At 70.4% G+C, this 18341-nt stretch carries 20 protein-coding genes; 13 read left to right on the forward strand and 7 right to left on the reverse strand.

The features are described 5' to 3' along the window. Positions 1-730 precede the first annotated feature (730 nt). On the forward strand, positions 731-928 hold the full coding sequence (locus tag ACZ58N_RS38360) for a hypothetical protein (protein ID WP_471170137.1): 198 nt from the start codon (positions 731-733) through the stop codon (positions 926-928). An 892-nt stretch (positions 929-1820) separates the two neighbouring features. On the opposite strand, the gene ACZ58N_RS38365 is transcribed toward ACZ58N_RS38360, so the two are convergent. Beyond that, positions 1821-2426, reverse strand: a complete 606-nt coding sequence (locus tag ACZ58N_RS38365) for a hypothetical protein (RefSeq protein ID WP_471170140.1) — start codon at positions 2424-2426, stop codon at positions 1821-1823. 227 nt (positions 2427-2653) lie between these two features. On the opposite strand from ACZ58N_RS38365, the gene ACZ58N_RS38370 reads away from it, so the two are divergent. Beyond that, entirely contained in the window at positions 2654-2857 is a 204-nt protein-coding gene (locus ACZ58N_RS38370; protein WP_471170143.1) for a helix-turn-helix domain-containing protein, read from the forward strand. A 49-nt stretch (positions 2858-2906) separates the two neighbouring features. Then, complete coding sequence (locus ACZ58N_RS38375) at positions 2907-3572, forward strand: hypothetical protein (RefSeq protein WP_471170146.1); 666 nt, start codon at positions 2907-2909, stop codon at positions 3570-3572. A 375-nt stretch (positions 3573-3947) separates the two neighbouring features. Here the strand turns inward: ACZ58N_RS38375 and ACZ58N_RS38380 are convergent, their stop codons facing one another. After that, positions 3948-5066, reverse strand: a complete 1119-nt coding sequence (locus ACZ58N_RS38380; RefSeq protein WP_471170149.1) for a helix-turn-helix domain-containing protein — start codon at positions 5064-5066, stop codon at positions 3948-3950. Between the two features lie 89 nt (positions 5067-5155). Here ACZ58N_RS38380 and ACZ58N_RS38385 point away from each other — a divergent pair, with 89 nt between their 5' ends. Further along, on the forward strand, positions 5156-5359 hold the full coding sequence (locus tag ACZ58N_RS38385) for a hypothetical protein (protein WP_471170152.1): 204 nt from the start codon (positions 5156-5158) through the stop codon (positions 5357-5359). Positions 5360-5391: 32 nt separating this feature from the next. Beyond that, positions 5392-5757, forward strand: coding sequence for a hypothetical protein (locus ACZ58N_RS38390; protein WP_471170155.1), 366 nt, complete (start codon positions 5392-5394; stop codon positions 5755-5757). Between the two features lie 124 nt (positions 5758-5881). Here the strand turns inward: ACZ58N_RS38390 and ACZ58N_RS38395 are convergent, their stop codons facing one another. From ACZ58N_RS38395 to ACZ58N_RS38405, 3 genes are all read right to left on the reverse strand, one after another. After that, the gene (locus tag ACZ58N_RS38395) at positions 5882-6109 is read right to left on the reverse strand and encodes a hypothetical protein (RefSeq protein WP_471170158.1); all 228 of its coding nucleotides are present in this window, start codon (positions 6107-6109) and stop codon (positions 5882-5884) included. Between the two features lie 23 nt (positions 6110-6132). Continuing rightward, a complete protein-coding gene (locus ACZ58N_RS38400) occupies positions 6133-6474 on the reverse strand; it encodes a DUF6233 domain-containing protein (protein ID WP_471170161.1) in 342 nt (113 codons plus the stop codon). A 163-nt stretch (positions 6475-6637) separates the two neighbouring features. After that, positions 6638-7306, reverse strand: coding sequence for a TetR/AcrR family transcriptional regulator (locus ACZ58N_RS38405; RefSeq protein WP_471170164.1), 669 nt, complete (start codon positions 7304-7306; stop codon positions 6638-6640). A gap of 115 nt (positions 7307-7421) precedes the next feature. On the opposite strand from ACZ58N_RS38405, the gene ACZ58N_RS38410 reads away from it, so the two are divergent. Further along, entirely contained in the window at positions 7422-9101 is a 1680-nt protein-coding gene (locus ACZ58N_RS38410; protein ID WP_471170167.1) for an ABC-F family ATP-binding cassette domain-containing protein, read from the forward strand. Positions 9102-9641: 540 nt separating this feature from the next. On the opposite strand, the gene ACZ58N_RS38415 is transcribed toward ACZ58N_RS38410, so the two are convergent. Further along, positions 9642-9824 (reverse strand): hypothetical protein, encoded by a 183-nt coding sequence (locus ACZ58N_RS38415; RefSeq protein ID WP_471170170.1) that lies wholly within the window; start codon positions 9822-9824, stop codon positions 9642-9644. Between the two features lie 317 nt (positions 9825-10141). Here ACZ58N_RS38415 and ACZ58N_RS38420 point away from each other — a divergent pair, with 317 nt between their 5' ends. From ACZ58N_RS38420 to ACZ58N_RS38440, 5 genes are all read left to right on the forward strand, one after another. After that, complete coding sequence (locus tag ACZ58N_RS38420) at positions 10142-10486, forward strand: hypothetical protein (protein WP_471170173.1); 345 nt, start codon at positions 10142-10144, stop codon at positions 10484-10486. A 136-nt stretch (positions 10487-10622) separates the two neighbouring features. Further along, positions 10623-11300: a hypothetical protein gene (locus ACZ58N_RS38425; RefSeq protein WP_471170176.1), complete on the forward strand. Its 678-nt coding sequence runs from the start codon at positions 10623-10625 to the stop codon at positions 11298-11300. A gap of 750 nt (positions 11301-12050) precedes the next feature. Beyond that, positions 12051-13046 carry a hypothetical protein gene (locus tag ACZ58N_RS38430; protein WP_471170179.1) on the forward strand — a complete coding sequence of 332 codons (996 nt, stop codon included), beginning with the start codon at positions 12051-12053 and terminating at the stop codon, positions 13044-13046. A gap of 1354 nt (positions 13047-14400) precedes the next feature. Beyond that, positions 14401-14649, forward strand: a complete 249-nt coding sequence (locus ACZ58N_RS38435; RefSeq protein WP_471170182.1) for an STAS domain-containing protein — start codon at positions 14401-14403, stop codon at positions 14647-14649. A 259-nt stretch (positions 14650-14908) separates the two neighbouring features. Continuing rightward, positions 14909-15469, forward strand: a complete 561-nt coding sequence (locus tag ACZ58N_RS38440) for a hypothetical protein (RefSeq protein ID WP_471170184.1) — start codon at positions 14909-14911, stop codon at positions 15467-15469. Positions 15470-15616: 147 nt separating this feature from the next. On the opposite strand, the gene ACZ58N_RS38445 is transcribed toward ACZ58N_RS38440, so the two are convergent. Then, on the reverse strand, positions 15617-16390 hold the full coding sequence (locus tag ACZ58N_RS38445; RefSeq protein ID WP_471170187.1) for a helicase associated domain-containing protein: 774 nt from the start codon (positions 16388-16390) through the stop codon (positions 15617-15619). 826 nt (positions 16391-17216) lie between these two features. Between ACZ58N_RS38445 and ACZ58N_RS38450 the strand changes: the two genes are divergently transcribed. After that, complete coding sequence (locus ACZ58N_RS38450) at positions 17217-17639, forward strand: hypothetical protein (RefSeq protein WP_471170190.1); 423 nt, start codon at positions 17217-17219, stop codon at positions 17637-17639. A 184-nt stretch (positions 17640-17823) separates the two neighbouring features. Further along, a complete protein-coding gene (locus ACZ58N_RS38455) occupies positions 17824-18075 on the forward strand; it encodes a hypothetical protein (protein WP_471170192.1) in 252 nt (83 codons plus the stop codon). Positions 18076-18341 lie beyond the last annotated feature (266 nt).

Genomic DNA, 18341 nt, shown 5'->3' on the forward strand with positions numbered 1-18341 from the left:
ACTCCGGCGGGTAGTTCTTCATGACCACGAGATGTCCGTTCTCAGATCCTCAGGATCCAGTGTCTCGTGTGTTCAGGATTCGGGGTCAAGGCCCGTTCGTGGGTGGTTCCTTGGTCTTGGCTGTGTTGAGTCCGTGGGTTCTTGAGTTCTTGAGTCCGTGGGTTCCTGGCGGTTGTGTTCGTGGGTGGCCGTGTACGGGTCTGTGACGGCCGTGCGTGGATAGGGTCGGGTTCAGTCCGTGCTGACATGGGTGCGCGGGTCAGGACCGGTGCCCAGGCGCTCTGGGGCAGTACGACCGGACCGACTTCGACCCCGGCACACCGTGATGATGTGGCGGGGTCTTGTCGTACCGAGGGATCGGTGAATGAAGGCGTTCGCCACCCGCGCGGGTCCCGGCGGGCGGGCCGGGCGCGCGGGGAGAGGCGGGTCGGGCGGCCTTCGCGACAGCGGTGTCGGGGGACCGTGCCGCCCGCCCTTCCACGGTACGCCGGGGGCACGTCCAGGTCGCCCGGGTCGCCCTACACCCAGGTCCCCCGCCATTCAATAGCCGCGGCCGGGCTCCGAACTGGGAAGTGTCTCGCCCCATTTCATTGAATGGGGCCGCGCGCGGTGATCAGGTCAGGGCGCCTCGACCGGCGGGCTTGCGGGGCTAGCCCCCGCCCGTCGCACTCTGCTGTCCGGCCGGTCCGGGACGTTCCGACATTCCTCACCCCGCGTGCCGAGCTTCGGCATGCCCGCCGAAAGGGAACGTCCTGTCTCCACGCTCGCCCTGGCCGTCCTGCTGCTCCTGGTCCTCGTCACGCTGCTCCTGGCGGGCGGCGTCGGCTACGTCGTCCACCGCCACCCGGTTTTCGTGGCGCCCTTCACGGCGGCCGGGACGGCCGTGGCCCTGGTGGTCGCCTGCCTCGGCCTGATCGCGGCCCGATGACCGGACTTGGCCCCTCACGTGGCCGACGCCCCGACGCCCGCAAGGGGTCAGGGGCTTGCCCACCTTGCGAATCCCGGGTGGGCAAGCCTTGGGTGCCCTGCCCGGGCAAGCCTTGGGCCTCCCTGGGCAAGCCACCCGCGCGGGCGGGCTTGCCCACCCCGGCGTCAGGGGCCGGTCGCCGCCCAGCCGACCCGAGCGCGGCGATCTGCTCCGGGGCCGGCCGGTTCCGGCGCTGCTTCTGGTTCACGTCCAGTGGGCGGTCCCGTCGGGGAGTTCTTCGACGTGACCGCGGCCCGGGATGCTCATGCCCTCGTTCTCGCGTTCCCGGTCTTCGTCAGGGTGTGAATGCCCGTCTGGAAGGGTGACCGACCCGCGCCCGTGCGGGGGAGTCCCGGGTGTCTACGAGGGCGTCTGGTGTGGCGTTGGGTGGCGAGCCGGCGTCCGCTGTCCTCGCCGTGCCGGGCCACCCCCGGGACGATCGCCGTGAGGCGGGTTTCCTCGGCGTCGACCCCGACGACCTGGATTCGGAAGATCTGGCGTGGTCACTGGTTCGCAGGCTGCGACGGGCGGAGTCCGTGCTCCCGGTGGTGTGGGCTTGTGCGGGGCGGGTGGTGATGTGGCGTCACCGCCCGGTGTCGTCTCGTGGGGTGGTGGGCTGAGGTGCGTGGGTGGGGCGGGGTGTGTACGGGTCGGATCCGGGTGACCGGTGGGGCCGCAGGACGGACACGCGTACGTGAAGCTGCTCGGCGGTCCGCTGGACGGGCAGCTGCTGGACGTGACCCAAGGCCGGAAGTGGTCGTCGTCGGCGGAGCGGGTGGGCACGACAGCGGCGGGCCCGGGTTCCGGCCGCGCCGCTGTCGTGCTGTGGTCGGCTCTTGGGGGAGTCCTGGGGTCAGTGGAGCTTGTTGACGGCGGTTTTCGTGGTGGTGCGGAAGGCGGTGAGAGGGGCCTCGTTGAGGTTGCCCATCCGGCCCCAGCGGATGAGGGTGACGGTGCGGCCGTCGCGGCCGACGGAGAACAGGTGGATGTCGGAGGTACCGATCTGCGGGTCGGCGGTGTCCAGGCTGTAGACCCAGGCGCCTTCCTCGACGGCGAGCTTGCCGTGGGAGGCGCTGACGGCCTGCAGGCCGGGGTTCTGCTGTTCCAGCAGGGGGCCGCAGCCGGCGAGGGCCCCGCGGAGGGTGTCGACCAGTTTCACGGCGTCGGCCTCGGTACGGGCGACGGTGGTGACCTGGACGCCGTTGGTGTCGAGCTCGGTGCTGAACTCGCGGTGGCGGGTGTTCTGCGCCGGGATCTTGTAGGGGGCGCAGAGGACGCCGCCGTTCTCCGGGACGCCGTTGAAGACCTGGGTGGCGGTCCACGGCGTCGACGACGGCGGCATCTGGGAGGCGGCGAGGAAGGCGGGCTGGGCAGCGGCCTGCGCCGGGGCTGTGGCGAGGGCCGCGAGGCCCAGTGCGGCAGCGGCCGCGGTGGCGAGTGCGGTGCGGAGCTTGTTCATGGTGGTGGGTCCCCCGTCGGGTCGATCGTTCGGTCGGTGCTCAACCAGCCTGCGGTCGGCGCCCGCCGACCGCAACGATCACGGGCCCATCAGCCGTCCCGGAATCATTCCACCCCCGCTGACGTGCAAGGACGTGAAGGCTGGGACGCAGAGTCGAGGGGGGTGGAACAGGGCCGAGGGGGTGGAATGCCGAAGGACGCCGTCCCGTCGAGGAGTTTTCGGGGCTCGTGCGCGCGCTGAAGGCGCGGAACGGGAGGAGTGATGAGCCGCTGGGCCGGCGGCTGAGCGTCCGCGCGTCCACCCTCCACCGCTACTGCTCGGGCACGACCGTCCCAAAGGAGTTCGCCGTGGTCGACCACCCCCGCCCTGCTGTGCGGGGCGGAAGAGGAGGAACGGCGGGCGCTCCGTGCACTCGGCGGGGTGGCGTGTGACGTCTCGGTGCTGTTGAGTTCGACGGTCAAATGATCAAGAGGTGAGGGGTTGCCGGTGTTCAGGACAGTACGGGGGCTTGCAGGCGGCGCGGCGCTGATGGTGGCGCTGACGGCATGTGGAAGTGATGGTGACGACGGGTCGGGTGTTGTCGGTGGCGTCGGGGGAGCGGGCGGCGAGGCGAAGGCGGCTCCGGTGGTCGTGACCGAGGACATGATCCGCACGGCCCTCATCGGCAGGACGGCGGCGCCGCAGGGCTGGAAGGCGACGAACAGCGTCCAGACCTGGGAGGGCGGTGACAGCCTGCGTCAGTGCGAGGAGCAGACGGACACGAACTGCGGTGGCTTCGTCTCGGTCGGGTCGATCACCCTCCGCCTCCTCGATCCGGACGGGACGCAGAGCGATTCGGGTATCAGGTACAGCATCGTGTCCTTCACGACGGTGGACGATGCGAAGGCAGGGCTGAAGGGCATGACGGCCGAAGCACGGCGGAAGGCAGGGGCTGAGGCGAAGCCGCTGGAAATCTCGGCGGGGGCGGACGAGACCGACGCTTTCACGGGCCCACACACCGAGGTCATGATGCGCGTGGGAAGCGCCCTGATCCGGCTGGAGAGCTCGAACCTGAAGGAGAACCAGCCCCAGCCCTACAACGACTTCGCCAAACTCCAGATCGACCGCCTCAACAGGACAACCGCGGGGAAGAACCCCGACGCCTGAGGCCTGCACCTCCTCGACGGCCGGGGCACGAAGAGCAGCCCGGCCACCGCGTCCACATCCGGTGCCGGCCGGGCCTCGCCGTCGGCAACAACCGCGCGGGCCGGGCCCACCAGTCCGCCAAGAGAGTGGGCCCGGCCGATTCGCAGGAGAAGCCGCCAGGTTCTCACGAACACGCCCACCACGGACGGCGAACGAATGGACTCGGCCCGCGAATCAGGGCCCAGCCCACCTACTTGTCGTGGCCGACTGGGTGGGCTGGGCCTGCGCAGGTCCGGCCCCGGTGGAGAAGGGGCGGACCCGGGCCGCACCCGGTTCGCACGAGGACGGCCCTGCCGCTTGTCACCCGCCGGACCGTCGTCGGCGGCCGGCCATCGACTAGGACAGCGGTGCGGGAGCGTTGATCTCCTTCAGGAGCATCCGCAGGGTGAGGCTGTGCTTTTCGGGGGGCAGGGCGTCCAGTGCGGCGGTGGCGTAGGCGACGCCGCCGGTTCGGTCGCCGGAGCGGGCCAGCATGAGGCCGCGGTGGAGTTCGAGGTGGGTGGCGAAGCGGGGCAGGGTCGTGGGGAGTTCGGCGAGAGCCTGGTCCTGCGCGGCGGCGGCGCCCTGCTCGTCGCCGAGACGGGCCAGGAGCAGGGAGCGGAAGACGTTCAGCCGCCACCAGGGCACGGCGTAGTCGGAGGTCTGCTCGTGCGAGCCGGCCGCGTCGAACATGTGGCGGCCGCGGGTGTCGAGGTCGCGGGCGGTGGCGTGATCGCCCCGGAGCGCGGCCGCGTGGGCCTTGCCGTAGAGGGCGTTGAGAAGTCCGAGGGAGGGGGTGTCGCAGAGGGCGAGGGCCTGGTCCGCGAGGACGTCGGCGACCCCGAGGGCGGCACCCTCGTAGCCGAGCGCGATGGCGGCCCGACCGTGTACCCACACGCGGGCCTCGGGGTCACCGGACTCGTCGGCGGCCTGCGCGGCCATCCGGTACCAGCGCACGGCGGCCGCCCCGTCGGAGCCGGGGAACGTCTTCGCGTAGAGGGTCATCAGGCGGGCGGCGGCCGACCACATACGGGGATGGTCGAGTTGCTGCTGGATGACGACCAGCTCACCCGAGACACGGCGCTGGATGTCGGCGGCGCCCATCGACATGTACTGACTGCCGTACGCGGCCAGCTTGTCTTCCCACCCCTCGACCGACGGACCGCCCGCCAGACGGGCCGTGAAGCCGCGGGCGAGGAGATCGGACGCGATGACCGGGGCTATGGCCGTGCCGGCGACGTCGGTCAGGAAGGTGCGGCGCAACATGGGGTCCTCCAGGACGGCTAAGGGCACATCGAGAGCGCTCGACAGGGCCGCGAGGTAGAAGCCGCGGGGGGCGACCTTGCCCCGCTCCCACCGGGCCACGTACTCCCGCGTCAACGACGTCCGGTGCACGGCGTTGATCTCGTCCGCGAGACGGGCCTGGGACCAACCGTGTCCGGTGCGCAGCTCCCGGATCAACTCCCCGATGTCCATGGGTACATCTTGCCCCCGGACATGCCCCTGTCCGGGGCGGTTCGTCGCGACGAGGGTATGAGCACCGGCACCAGGCGAAGGAGCGTCCGATGAAAGACCTCAGCAGTGAAGAGCGGGCCAAGGCTGAAGCGCTCCGCCTGTTTCCGCCCGTTCCGCCGGCGGCGCCGGCAGACTGCCCGCGCTGCCAGGGCTACGCGCGCTCGCGCGCTGCCGCTCGGGGCCCCATGCGGGGCACCGTCGTCAGCGACGCGAACGTGCTGATGCGCCGCTGCGCGAAGGCCGGCCACCGGTGACCGAGCGGGGACGCCGGTTCAGGGTGGGGGAGGTGGTGATCGACCGGGAGCGAAAGGCGCGGGGCGAGGTGGTCAAGCTCTACCCGTCCCCGCTGGTCATGCGGCTGATGGACGCCGCCGGGTTCCAGTGGATCGCCCGCACGGTGCTGTGCGGACCGGCGGGCAAACGGCAGCCCGCGCCGCAGGAGGAGGTGCGGATCCCGCCGGGCACCGCGCCCATGGACTGCCCGCCCCATGAACTCCGGGTCGGCGACCACGTCCTCGATCGCGGCCGGCTCGTCGAGATCGTGGACCTGCGCTACCGGGCCGGAGCCACCCGCACGATCATCCTGGCCACCGGCAGCGTCCGCGTCGCCGACCGGTCGATCCGCGTCTACCGGCCCTTCGCGACCCGCTGAACACCCGCCCACGACCGGGACGTCAAGAGGCCACCGATCCAGCCCCGGCCGGCCTGCCCCACATGGCACGGCGGCCCGGGGCCGGGCTTCCCGTACATCCGATGCGGCCGGATGAGGGACGGCCTCACTCGGGATCGGGCTCCACGTGCCATACGGCTGGTCCGCCGCCGCGCCATTCGATGAGTCCATCGCCGTACGGGGCGACGTCGTCGGGGTCGAGGCCGGCTCGGCGGAGGAATTCGAGGACGTCGGAGGGGCCGAAGGCGCGTCCGAGGATTTCGCCGTCGCAGCGGACCCGGCGCCCGCCCTGCTCGTCGGGCGGGTAGACGATCACACGCAGCTCGGGGGTCATGCCTCCACCCTGGGCGCGGCCGCTCACTCAAGCACCCCGAGGGCGGTGTCCGGGCGACAGTGCGGGCACGCGGAGATTCCCTCGGCGAGGGCCCGGCGGACGGTGTCGGCGGTGGCGGGCTTGCAGCGGGTACGGGTGTCCCAGCACTGCCCGGTGTGCACGCGTGCGGCCGGGCGGCCGGCGCCGATCCCGTGCTCGATCAGCCAGTCCGGGGGCGGCGGCGCGGGGCGCCGTTCGCCCTCGGCGGCGATCAGTTGTTCCTCGGTGGCTATCCAGTCCCGGGTGCGCTGGAGATCCTGCACCTGGACGCGCTCCAGAAAGCGGAGCAGGTCCAGGCGCGAGGCGGAGCGGGCGGGGTCGGGCATGTTCAGTTCCCGAACTGTGCCCGTGGCGCGGCCGTGGATGCCGGGCAGGTGGGCGAGGCACCCACCCGTATTTGCCGGTGGGGGTGTGGCTTCTCTGCACCGGTCAAGGCGAGCCGATCTGAACGGCATCAATAGCCGGCGTGCACCAACGGGTGGGCGGCGGTCACCGGTCGGGGCTGGAGTTCGCGCCTTCGAAGGCGCCGGCGCGGGCCGCCGCCGCGGAGGCCGCGGCGGCGCGGCGCGGCAGCGTCGGGTCCGGGGCGGTGCGGAGCAGCAGCAGTTCGTGGTAGAGCGGGGCGGTCGCGGCGACCAGCAGCGCCCGGCTGTCGGCCGGGCCGGGCAGCTCGCCCCGGTCGGCCGCGCGGGTGACGACCACCGCGCAGCGCGCGTAGCGGTCCTCCCAGAACCGCGACAGTGCCGCTGCCGCTTCCGCTGACCGGAACCCGGCGGCGATCAGCGCCGTGGTCACGTTCGGCCCGCCACCCGCCAGCGCCTCGTACACCTCCTGGTTGAGGGCGGTCAGGTCGTTCTCCAGTGATCCGGTGTCCGGTGGGCGCCACGAGTCGTCGGACGCGGCGTCGAGTACGTCGGCCAGCAGGCGACCGACGTCGCCCCAGCGCCGGTAGACGGTCGTGCGGTGGACGCCGGCGCGTTCCGCGACCGCGTCGACCGTGAGCCCGTCGTACCCGGCCTCCAGGAGCAGCGCGCCCGCCGCCTCCAGCACCTGGGCGCGGACGCGGGCGCTCCGGCCGCCGGTCCGGCGCTGTGGCGTGGCCAGTTTGGCCGGTTCCTGTTGGCCGGAACTTTCGGTTGCCTGCGCAGGGGAATCCATGTCAGCATTTTAACGCAACATTCGTCGCCTTAAAGGAGAACTCCCGTGTTCATCCACCACGCCACCGCCCACCACACCGCCGCCGCGACGACCCCCGAACCCCTGGAGCCGCCCCATGACTGCACAGCTCACCGCATCTGACCTCACCAAGTCCTACAACGGCCGCCTGGTCCTCGACTCCGTCGACTTCTCCGTCCCCGCCGGCGAACGCCTCGGCATCGTGGGCGAGAACGGCTCCGGCAAGTCCACCCTGCTCCGGCTGTTGGCCGGGTCCGAGCGCCCCGACCGCGGCGAGGTCGTTCTGCACGCCGAAGGCGGCGTCGGCTACCTCGCACAAGAAGAGCGCCTCGCCCCGCACCTGACCGTCCAGCAGGTGGTCGACCGCGCCCTCGCCGAGCTGCGTGCCCTGGAGCGGGACCTGCGCCGGATGGAGGCCGGTATGGCCGACGGCGACGCCACCGCCAAGACCCTCAGCGCGTACGCCGACACCCTCACCGCCTTCGAACTGCGCGGCGGGTACGACGCCGACGCCCGCGTGGAGCGCTCCCTGCACGGCCTCGGCCTACCGGCCCTGCCTCGCGAGCGCGCCATCGGCGGCCTGTCCGGCGGCGAGGCCGTACGCCTACGCCTCGCCGTACTGCTGGCCGCCGCCCCGGAGGTGCTGCTCCTCGACGAGCCCACCAACCACCTCGACGACGCCGCCCTGACCTGGCTGGAGGACCACCTGCGCGCCCGGCGCGGCATAACGGTCGCCGTCTCCCACGACCGGGCCTTCCTGGAACGCGTCGCCACCTCCCTCCTGGACGTCGATGGCGACCTGCACCGGACCGTGCGGTACGGCAACGGCTACGCCGGCTACCTCGCCGAGCGCGTCGCCGACCGGCGCCGCCGCGCCGAGGCCGCCACCGCCTGGCGGGCCGAGGTGGCCCGGCTGCGCGCGGCCGCCGCCGTCACAGCCCGCCGGGTGGCGCCCGGCCGTGCCATGAAAGACGGCAACAAGATGGCATACGACCGCGCCGCCGGCCGGGTCCAGCAGTCCCTCGCGAGCCGGGTCCGCAACGCGGAGGAACGCCTCGCCCGACTGTTGGCCCGGCCGGTGCTGGCCCCCGCGGACCCGCTGCGGTTCACCGCGGTACCGCGCAACGCTGCCACGGCTGCCGCCGACCCTGGAACGCCCGCCGGTTCCGGGGACGCGCGAGGGGTGCTGCTGGCCGCGGTGGGCGCCGCGGTCGAGGGGCGGCTCGCGCTGGTGGACGTGAACGTGCCGGTCGGCGGCCGACTGCTGGTCACGGGCCCGAACGGGGCGGGCAAGAGCACCCTGCTGCACGTACTGGCCGGCACCCTGGCCCCCGACCGCGGGCAGGTCGTACGGCACGGCCGGATCGGACTGCTCGCCCAGCACACCGATGCCGGCACGGGCCGCGGAACGCTGCTCGCGGCCTATGCCGAGGGCCGCCCCGGGACCCCCGAGGAGCACGCCGAACAACTCCTCTCACTGGGCCTGTTCGCCCGCGACCGGCTGTCCGCTCCCGTCGGCTCCCTGTCCGTCGGACAGCGGCAGCGGCTGGCCCTGGCCCGCCTGGTCACCGAACCGGTCGACGTCCTGCTGCTGGACGAGCCCACGAACCACCTCTCTCCCGCGTTGGCGGATGAACTGGAGGAGGCCTTGGCCCGGTTCGCCGGCGCGGTGGTCGTGGTCAGCCACGACCGACGGCTGTGCGCCCGCTGGTCGGGCGACCGGCTTGCCCTGCACGCCACGGCACCGGAACCAGCCGCAGCCGCCACCTGCCCGTGACAACGGGCCCGCCCATCCCCGCCCTATCGATAGGACGCCCCCACTTGACCACCTCCGTAAGCCCGCTGGGCACCCTCGACCTCCCCACCCCGACCCCCGGGACGTCCTGGACGCCGTCCTCGTCCGGCCCGTACAGGTGGCGGAGATCAGCGCGGACCGGGCCATCGACACGGTGGCGTCCACCGCCATTCGGTCCGCTTCAAGCGGCTGCGCCGGGACGTCACGGCGGACGACGTGCCGTTGTTCGGGTCCGGCTCGGCGGCGGACGCCGGCTGATCTTGGGTAGCGGACCGGATCGGCGAAGAGGCCGTCGTCTGTCGCCGGCGGGCGGTACGCGGGCACGGCGACGTCCACCTGGACCGTCCGTTGGCAGGCCCCGGCCCTCGGGGATGCCGGTGAGTTCACCGAATGCCGTCGGACCGCGTTCACGGTCGACGGCCGCGAGGTGCGGGTTCTCGGAAGCCGCTGACCTGCACTGGGGATATTTTTGGTGAGGTTTTCGGTGAGGTTTTCGACAACTTCACCGGGCACCCGGTGAAGTCACCGTGGGGTCGGTCCGGTCCCGCCCGAACCGCGGGCGGCGGGAGCGGTGACGGCCTGGGCGTTGGCCGCCCGCTCGGCGGCGAGCCGGCCGCCCGGGACACCGTTCCGGGCGGGGGATGGTTGCGGATCAGCGGACTCGGGACGGGGGCCGGTACCGAGCCGGCGACGCGTGCTGCTCATCGCCTCATTCTCCCGGCCATGATCCTGACCGGTGGTGGGGGCGGTCGGCCGGTGCGGGTTACCGGTTGCAGCCCGCGTGCGGGTGCGGGGTCGTGCTGCTCAGGGGGTGGGGTGGGGTTTTCCCGGCCGGTTTCCGGTAACCGGTAACTCGCCGGCGGGGCCGGCGTGGGCGTCGCACTGGTGGGGTGTTCGGTCGTTGGAAGCGGCGGGAATGCACATTGCTCCGGGCATGCCCCGCCGTTCTCCTCGGCCTGGCGGTGCGGTCCGGGTGCCTGACTCCAGAATGGGGCCTTGTGAACGACGCCTGGAATTGGCCCATGGACAAGCTGACCGCCCTGCGCCTCGGCAGGAGACTGGTAGCGGAAGTCCCGGCAACGCGGACTGACCGCCGGGCATTCGTGGACATCACTCCCGGGAGGATCCCACGTGATGCCGAGGCGCGCGAGCAGGGGTGGGTCCGCAGCGACACGCACCGCACCTTCCGGCTTGAGCACTGGGAGTACGACGGAGGGCGCATCGACGGCTTCGACTACGACATGGGGGCAGTCCTCGTTGCCTTCGCTGAGGCGACCGACGAGTCCGAGCTGGTGGACGTACTGACCAAATGGCAACTCAGTCCCCACCAGCTCGTCTACCCCTGGGACAGCCAGGACCCCAAGTAGCCGCGAGAACATTGACGGGCCTGCTTCCGGGGGTTCGGGCGATGGCCGATTCGCTGACGCTCAGGCAGATCTGACGCCTAGCCTGAGCCGAGGCTCTCATCGGGCTGAGACGATCTGAACCAGGGAGGGCTACGGAATGTCGCTGGAGATGCTCCCCGATCGAGCCGGGCGGGAGGTCGACTTTGAACCCATGCTGGACGAGCTCCTTGCGATCTTCTGTCCTGACTGGGAGTTGCCGCCGATCATGGAAGGCGAGCCCCGGTACCACTGCAACGAGGTGAAGCGATACCAGCTCGGTGAGGCCGCGGCCCGGGATCCCGCGGCGGTACGGCAGCACGCCGGCCTCCTTACTCATGCCGCCGTGCACGATCAGTGCCGAAGCGGCGTACGACAGCTCATGCAGCCCTTGGTCACAGCTTGTGGCCACCGCCGGATCCAGGCCGCGATCATCGACTACATGCGGACCGGTTCCGACCCCGAGAAGGTCGGCGCCGGCATGGCCTGGTACTTCGCTCGCCCAGGTCTCCAGTACGCCTCCATGGAGGACTTGCGGCGAGGAGTGCCCACAGAGGAGAGCAAAGCGGCACTGGACGCACTGGCCGATCTCCGCGACGGCTACCGATCGGCGTGCCTCTCCGCATTCCTGGCCTGCGAAAACCCAGAGACGCGCCAGGACCTCTCGCTGGAACTCAGCCTCGACCCGGGGGACTACACCGCTGATCTCCGCACCAGTCATGAGAAGGCCAGGCTCATCATCCTGGCAGACCCCGAGCGGTATCGCCGACTGTTGGAACGCTGCACGCACATGTCATGAACGGCTCAGGCACAGACGCCCTGCCCCCTGCTGACCTGCACCCGGGGGTGGGTGTCGCCGCGCGCGGCGGTGCCGGCGTCAGGTGTCAGGACCGGTTCCCGGCGGGGCACCGGGCCGGCGCTCGCTCGGTCCGGCCGGGGTCTCTCCTCGATGCGCGGGCGGGCTGGGGCTGGGCAAGCCCTGGCCGCCGGAAGGTCGTTCGGGGTTGCACCGGAAGGGGGCTCCACAGGTGCCTGCAGAGGTGTTCTGGGCGGGGGACCGGGGGTGTGACCGGAGGTGTGACCCCCCGAACTCGATGATCTTCTATCACCGCAGTTCAGGGGCTGTGGGCAAGCCCCTTTCGGAAAACGACACCTCTAATTCGTTAGTAATGAGAGGTTCTGGATCTCTGAGGGGCCCGGGGCGGCGTTGTCCAGCGGCGGAGCCTTCCTCATCCCCTCATCCCTTTATCTCCTCGTCGGCCAGGATCCGCTCAGGAACCAGTCCTGGCCCCGATCTCGGCCTGTACGGTCCGGGCGGCCGGGCTGGCTCTGTTGGTTGGTTTCGAGAACGTCTGTTGCTCTGTGGTAGGAACGCTCTTCTCATCCGGGAAGTGATGTTGCCGAGATTCGGGAACGCCTACGTGCTTGTGTCAGGACCATGATTGTGCTCGGCCAGGGGCGCGCTGATATGGCGGGACGTGGTGTCCTCGGGGGAGGGATCGCGGTAACCCGTTCGCGTGGCATGCTCCCGGCCGCGTACGTTCCGCCTATGACCAGGACAACGCCGGCCAGGCCGGTTGCCGTGGAGGCCGTGTTCCCCGAGCTGGAGGCATACCGAGGGCGGACAACCCGGCTGCACCCGAGGCCGGGGCAGCCCGGGCGGCACGACAGCCATGTCGGAGGGCCGTTGCTGTGGCCCAGCGACGAGGCGTGGCCGGTCTGCCGGGAGCCGCACGAGCCCGAGAGTGAGGGGTACGCACCGGAGGACATCCGCGCCGCCCGGGCCGCGGGCGTGTGGCCCCGGAGTCGCCCGTGGTCCGGCGCCGGCAGTCCGGGGGAGGACGGGCCGACGCCCTTCGTGGGGCTCGCCCAGTTCTTCGGCCGGGATGTCCCTGGCCTTGCCGCCGGTCCCGGCGGCGCTGACCTGGTGCAGCTCTTCCGTTGCCCGCGCACCCACGGCCCGTACCTGGAGCGCCGATACCTCCTGCAGTGGAGGCTGGCCGCACAGACGGAGCGAGTGGACCACTTCCTTGCCGCCGCGCCTGAAGTGCCGCTGCTCCGGTGGGAGCACGAACTTCCCGAACCCTGCGTCGTGCACCCAGAGGAGGTGGACACCTATCCGTGGGCGGAGGACGACACGATGCCTGCGGATCTGATCGCCGGCATCGACGCGTGGGACGACGTCCAGACGGCGGAAGGCGGCTGCGACGCCCCGCGCTACCAGGGCGCGCTCTCGATCCCGCCCGGCTGGCGGGTCGGCGGATTTCCCAGCTGGGCATCGACGGGCCCGATGGACATCACTTGCGCGTCCTGTGGGGCCCCGATGCGGCTCCTGCTGACGGCCGGGGGCGAGGAGATGGACGCCGGCTCGCACAGCTGGATGCCGCTGGAAGACCGCGATCCGTCCCTACAGGGGAGGGCCTCGATCCGGGGCGGCCAGTCCGTCGCCCAGCCCACCCGGCTCCGCTTCGGCCGTGACCGGGACCTCCACGTCTTCACCTGCCCGGCCGACCCGGGACACCCGCCCCAATGGGTGCTCTCCTGATCCGTTCCAACGGCTGCAGATCCGGCCGACAGCACCGCTGCGAGCCGCCGGCACTGTTCTGGATCTCGCCGAGATTCCCCACGACAACCAGCCGCGCCCGTTCCCCGAATCCGGCTGCAACCGTTCCTGCAAGTCGCCTACGTAGCCAGCCGGGCCGACTACGTCCCGGACGACGATGCGGTCGGCGGCCCGTTTCGGTGGCGCGGCGACACCGCCTGACCCTCTGCCCCTTCCTCGACCGAGGGGGAACCATAGGGGGAACCTGGAGGGGGAAATGGAGGGGGAACCTGGTGGGGGAAGCATGGGGGGAAGGTGCTTCCGGTGAGGTTCCGCGTTGTGGCTGGTCAGGTGCCGTTCCGGGGGTGGTGAGTTTCCGGACTTTCTCTTTGTGGGTTCTTTTGGGTGGTTGATTGGTTGTTGGTTTCTGGCCGTGGGGTCCTCGTGGGTGTTGGTCGGGGTGTTCGGGTTCTCGGTCGGGGTGGTTTTGGTTCTCGGGGTTGGGGTTCGGGTCTGTGTTGGGTTCCTGGTGTTGTTGTTCGTGGGTGATTCCTTGGCTGTGTTGAGTTCGTGAGTCCGTGGGTTCCTGGTGGTTGTGTCCGTGGGTGGCCGTGTACGGGTCTCTGAGGGCTCTGTCTGGGTAGTGTCGGGTTCAGTCCGTGCCGACATGGGTGTGCGGGTCAGGACCGGTGCCCAGGCGCTCTGGGGCAGTACGACCGGACCGACTTCGGTCCCGGCACACCACACGGTGTACCGGGGTCGCACTGCGTCCCGGGGCGGATCCCGCCGAACTATTGAATGAGCCCCCGTCGGGTGATCAGGTGCCGACGTGGCGACGGGCTTGCGGGGCTTACCCCAGCCCGTCGCACTTTGCTGTCCGGCCGGTCCGGGACGTTGGAAGTCCGGCTCGCCGACGCTCCGCCCCCATCCGTATGCCGAGCTTCGGCATGCCCGACGAAGAGAACGTTCCGTGTCCTCGCTCGCCCTGGCCGTTCTGCTGCTCCTGGTCCTCGTCATGCTGCTCCTGGCGGGCGGCGTCGGTTAACGTCGTCCACCGCCACCCGGTCCTCGTCGCGCCGATCACGGTGGCCGGGACGGCCGTGGCCCTGGTGGTTGCCTGCCTCGGCCTGATCGCGGCCCGGTGACCGGGCCCGGCCCCGCACGTGGCCAACGTCCCCACGCCGGCAAGGGGGTCAAGGGCTTGCCCACCTTGCGAATGCCGGGTGGGCAAGCCTTGGGCCTGCCTGGGCAAGCCCCCCGCGTGGGCAGGCTTGCCCACCCGGCGTTTGACATCGTCGCGGGGCGGTGCCGAGCATCGGGCATGCCTTCGGTGGCGGCGCGTGGCCCGATGCACCTGATGACCGAGTGGACGTTCCAGGACTTCGTGATGATCGTGGGAGTGGTGGAGAGCCCTGTGGAGATAGAGCTGCTGGGTCTTGGGCTCCAGTGCGCCGCGCGGTCGGGCAAGCAGGTGGTGGTCGACCTGTCCGGGGTGGAGTTCATGGGAGTCAAGGCGCTCTACGAACTTCTCGGGCTTGGGCGTGACGTGGGGAGCCGGCCGTGGCTCTGCGGTCCCTTTCGGTCGTCACCCGTCTGTTCGAGGTGACCGGGGCGATCGAAGCGTTCCGGGTGTTTCCCGATCTGCTGGAAGCGACCAGGGCGGCCCGGCCCGAACGCGGCCCGGCCGAGGTCCGACCACACCTGACCGCCCTCGATCGATGCCGACCGTTCCGGAAACCCGGAACGACGCCGGACTCGGTCACCGCGCCCAGTCGACGCCGAGCGCGGCCAGCTGCTCCGGGGCCAGCCGCTTCCGGCGCTGCTTCTGCTCTGAGGGTGCAGGGCATCCGGAGAGCACAAGCCGGGTGCTGCTCCAGACCCGCCGCGGAGCCCCGGTCCGGGACCGGTTCCCGGACGTCGTCGCGGCTGCGCCGGAGCAGCTGCCGACACACGTCCTGCTCAACGAACTCGCCCGAGGGTTGCGCCTGCTGGTCATGCCGTGGACGAATAACGTCGTTGCGGCGCCTTGGCGCGATCCGGCAGAGTTTTGGCGGGGAGGGCTGAACATGGAACGACATGAGGTCATGCGGCTGCTGGCCGGCGGCGACGCGGTGTCCAGGGTGGCTTTGGCGGCCCTCGTCGACGGCGGCGAGTGCGTCGTCTGGGAGGATACCGATCTGCTGTCCTCCGAGCTCCGGGCCCGGGCCTATGAGAGCCGGCGCAGGAAGTACCAGCAAATGGGCGTGGAGATCATGGGTTTGGAGCGAGGGGTGCAACTGCTTCGCGAGCACGCGCAGCCCATTCGCGCGGGGAAGGTCACCACCGTCGACGGCTCATGGCTCTTCCAGTTCTTCCTCACCGAAGACTGCAGACATCTGGTGGCCTGCATCGGCTCACGGCGGCCCGAGCGACGTTCCGTCCGGTAGCAACCACGCCGATTGCATTCACACCGGGATCGTCGATGTCTTCAGCATCTTCTCGGATAGATCGCCCGATCGAAGCTGGTCGGCCGCCCTTGCTGCCTCGGCGTCGGCCTGGGCAAGCCTCTGCGGGTGGGCTTGCCCAGCCCGGGGTCAGGGGCCGGTTGCCGTCCAGTCGATGCCGAGCTCGGCGAGCGCGGCCAACTGTTCCGGGGCCGGCCGGTCCCGGCGCTGCTTCTGGTCGACGACCCAGCCCCCGGTCCGGTGCGCGGTCCCGTCGGGGAGCTCCTCGACGTGGCCGCGGCCCGGGATCCCCCCGCCCCCGCGTTCCTGGTACTGCGTGAGGGCCTGAATACCCGTCTGGAATGCGACCGTGCCGAGCCCGGCCGGGACGCCCCCGGTCCGTTTCGCGTTCGTCTGACGGGCGCGTGGGGCTTTCCTCACGCCGAGTTCGGCGAGTCGGGCCCGCTGTTCCTCGGTGAGCCGGTCCCAATGCCGGCGTTGGGCGGTCAGCCAGCGGCTGACGTCCTCGCCGTGCCGCGTGACCCCCGGCATGATCGCGGACAGCCGGGCCCTCTCGGCCAGGAGCTGGGCGAGGTAGGTGTGGTGGCGTTGCCAGTCGACCGTCCAGCCGTGTTCGTCGTCTCCCGGGTTCCAGTCCTTGTCGATCGCGGCCAGGGTGGGCGCCCGGCGTGCGGCACGTGCGGGGTCCTTGGCGAGTCCGCCGGGTCGGCGGACGTTGGTCAGCCACTGCCCGACCGCGACGTCCAGGGCGGTCCGGCAGTGGCGCGGCGAGCGTCCCGTGGAGTTCGTAGTAGGCCCGTGCCGCGCCGAGGTTGTGTGCGAGCGGCGTCGGAGGTGTCCCAGGCGATCCCCAGGGCCTCCAGGTCGGCTGCCCGAAATGAGGTGGGGGAGCCAGCGGCGCATTCTCGGGATACTACACAGTGCATCTCACCTGATGTGTCGCATCGACTATGCCGCCACCGGGTCCCCGCTCTGGTTGGCTTCGTTCGTGCCACCCCGATGGATCATGGTGGGCTGGTGTGTCTGATCATGAAGGTGGTCATCAGGGTGGTGGCCGGGTTTGTGGTTGGGGTGGGGAAGTTGTTGGACGGGGTCGAGCTGTGGCTGCGGAAGATTTTGGGTCCCTTGCTGTTGGCTTTCCTGGCGTGTGAGACAGCGGTGACCAGTGAGGATTGGTGGTTTCCGTTTCGGTTGTTGGCTGCGCTCTGCGGTTTGGCCGCGTTTTGGGAGTGCGCCAGGGAGACCTGGAGGTTGGTGCGTAGCAAGGAGTCGACCAGGACCCGGTTGGATCGGTTGGAGGCCGAGGCGTTGAAGGAGTAGGTGGGAGCTGCCCGTCGCCGACGGTGCCGGGGGTTCGGGTGTGGTGTTCCTCGTTGTTGCGGCGCAGGATGAGGTATGCGGATCTTCAATGCGGTTTGGCGGCGTCGGCGGGGCTGGCCGACCAGCCCTTCTCCGACTGTTCCTCCTGCGGGGCCTCCGGGTTTTCACTGTCCGCGGTGCCGGCGCCGCATGGCGGAGGGTCGGGAGGTCTGTGATTGCGCAGACCGGTCTTTGTCCGGTCAGTGAGTCCCCGATCGATGGCCTGCAGAGCATTGGTGAGGTCGCCGGCCGCCGGTTGATCGAGGCGGCTCACTGTCCTGGTTCTCGGCCGGTTCTGCGCTTTTGGTGTTGGCAACACCATCCTGGCGGTCGAACCTCCCCCTGTCCGTCAGGCTGGCATGATCGTGTCATGTTGCGTGTGGCTGAGTTCTTTGTGGCCCCGGACGACGGGGCTTCCGCGTTGGTCGGGCCGACGCGTCGGGGTCATGGCTTTCCGGCGTTCGGGTGTGCGGATTTCTATCCCGATGATGCGGTGCATGACTGGGAGGTTTTCCTTGCCGGGGGTGTGGCATCGGACTTTCGCTTCGTGGTGCCGCCGAAATGTGATGGTTTCATGGTTTTCGAGGTTCAGGGGCGGCTCTGCTTGGCGCTTGCGGCGGCGAGTAGGGACAGGCTTGTGGAGGTTGCGGGCCAGTGGGTCGATCTTGCTGATACGAAGGACGAAGCACCGTCGATGGAGACGGCAATCGAGATTCTCACCGGGGTGGCGGGGATGGCTCGCACGGCGGAGGATCTGGGCCAGCCGCTGTACTGCTGGTTCTTCGCTCCCTGACCCAGGTAAGCGCGTAGCCCGGGCCACTGCTGCTGGCGCCTTGTGACCGCGGAGCGGACATCCCAGCAGGCTGAAGTCCCGCCCTCTGTACACCCCGTGAGACGGGGGCAGCTCTGCGGGAGAGTTCCCTTACGATCTCGATTCTGTTGTCTGGGGAGTTCCCGGGCTTGTTGGAGGGGGAAACGTGGGGAAGACCTGGTTCGAGGTGGTGTTCCGCAGGAGACCGCATCCGGTGCTGCGGGTGTTGGGAAACCTGGTGTGGGGTGGACTCGCGGTGATCACGGCACCTTTCGTGGTCACCGGGTTCGACAGTGCCTGGCGGTGGTTTATCGTCCCGTCCGCACTGCTGATCCTCGTGTCCGCTTACCGGGGTGCGGTTGTGGCGATGCAAGACCTTCGGCAGGAGGCTGCATCCCCTCGGGAGGACACACCCTGACTGGCCACTGCTGAGCCCGCGGAGCGGGCTGGTCCTGGAGGCGGAGCCGGAAAGGATCCCGGGTGGGGGAGCGGAGCGGACCCACCCAACGGGCCGCACGCCGCGACCCCGTGAAATGGGGTCACCTCGCCCGGCGCAGCCGGGCGTTCGGGGCCGGGCGCAGCCCGGCCCCGAACTTCCAAGCGAAGCGCAGGACCTCGGCTCGAAGGGCCGAGGTCCGTCGAGCGCAGCGAGACGCTTCTCTCCTACGCGCGCAACGCGTAGGG

The organism is Streptomyces sp. NPDC040432, from assembly GCF_055595445.1.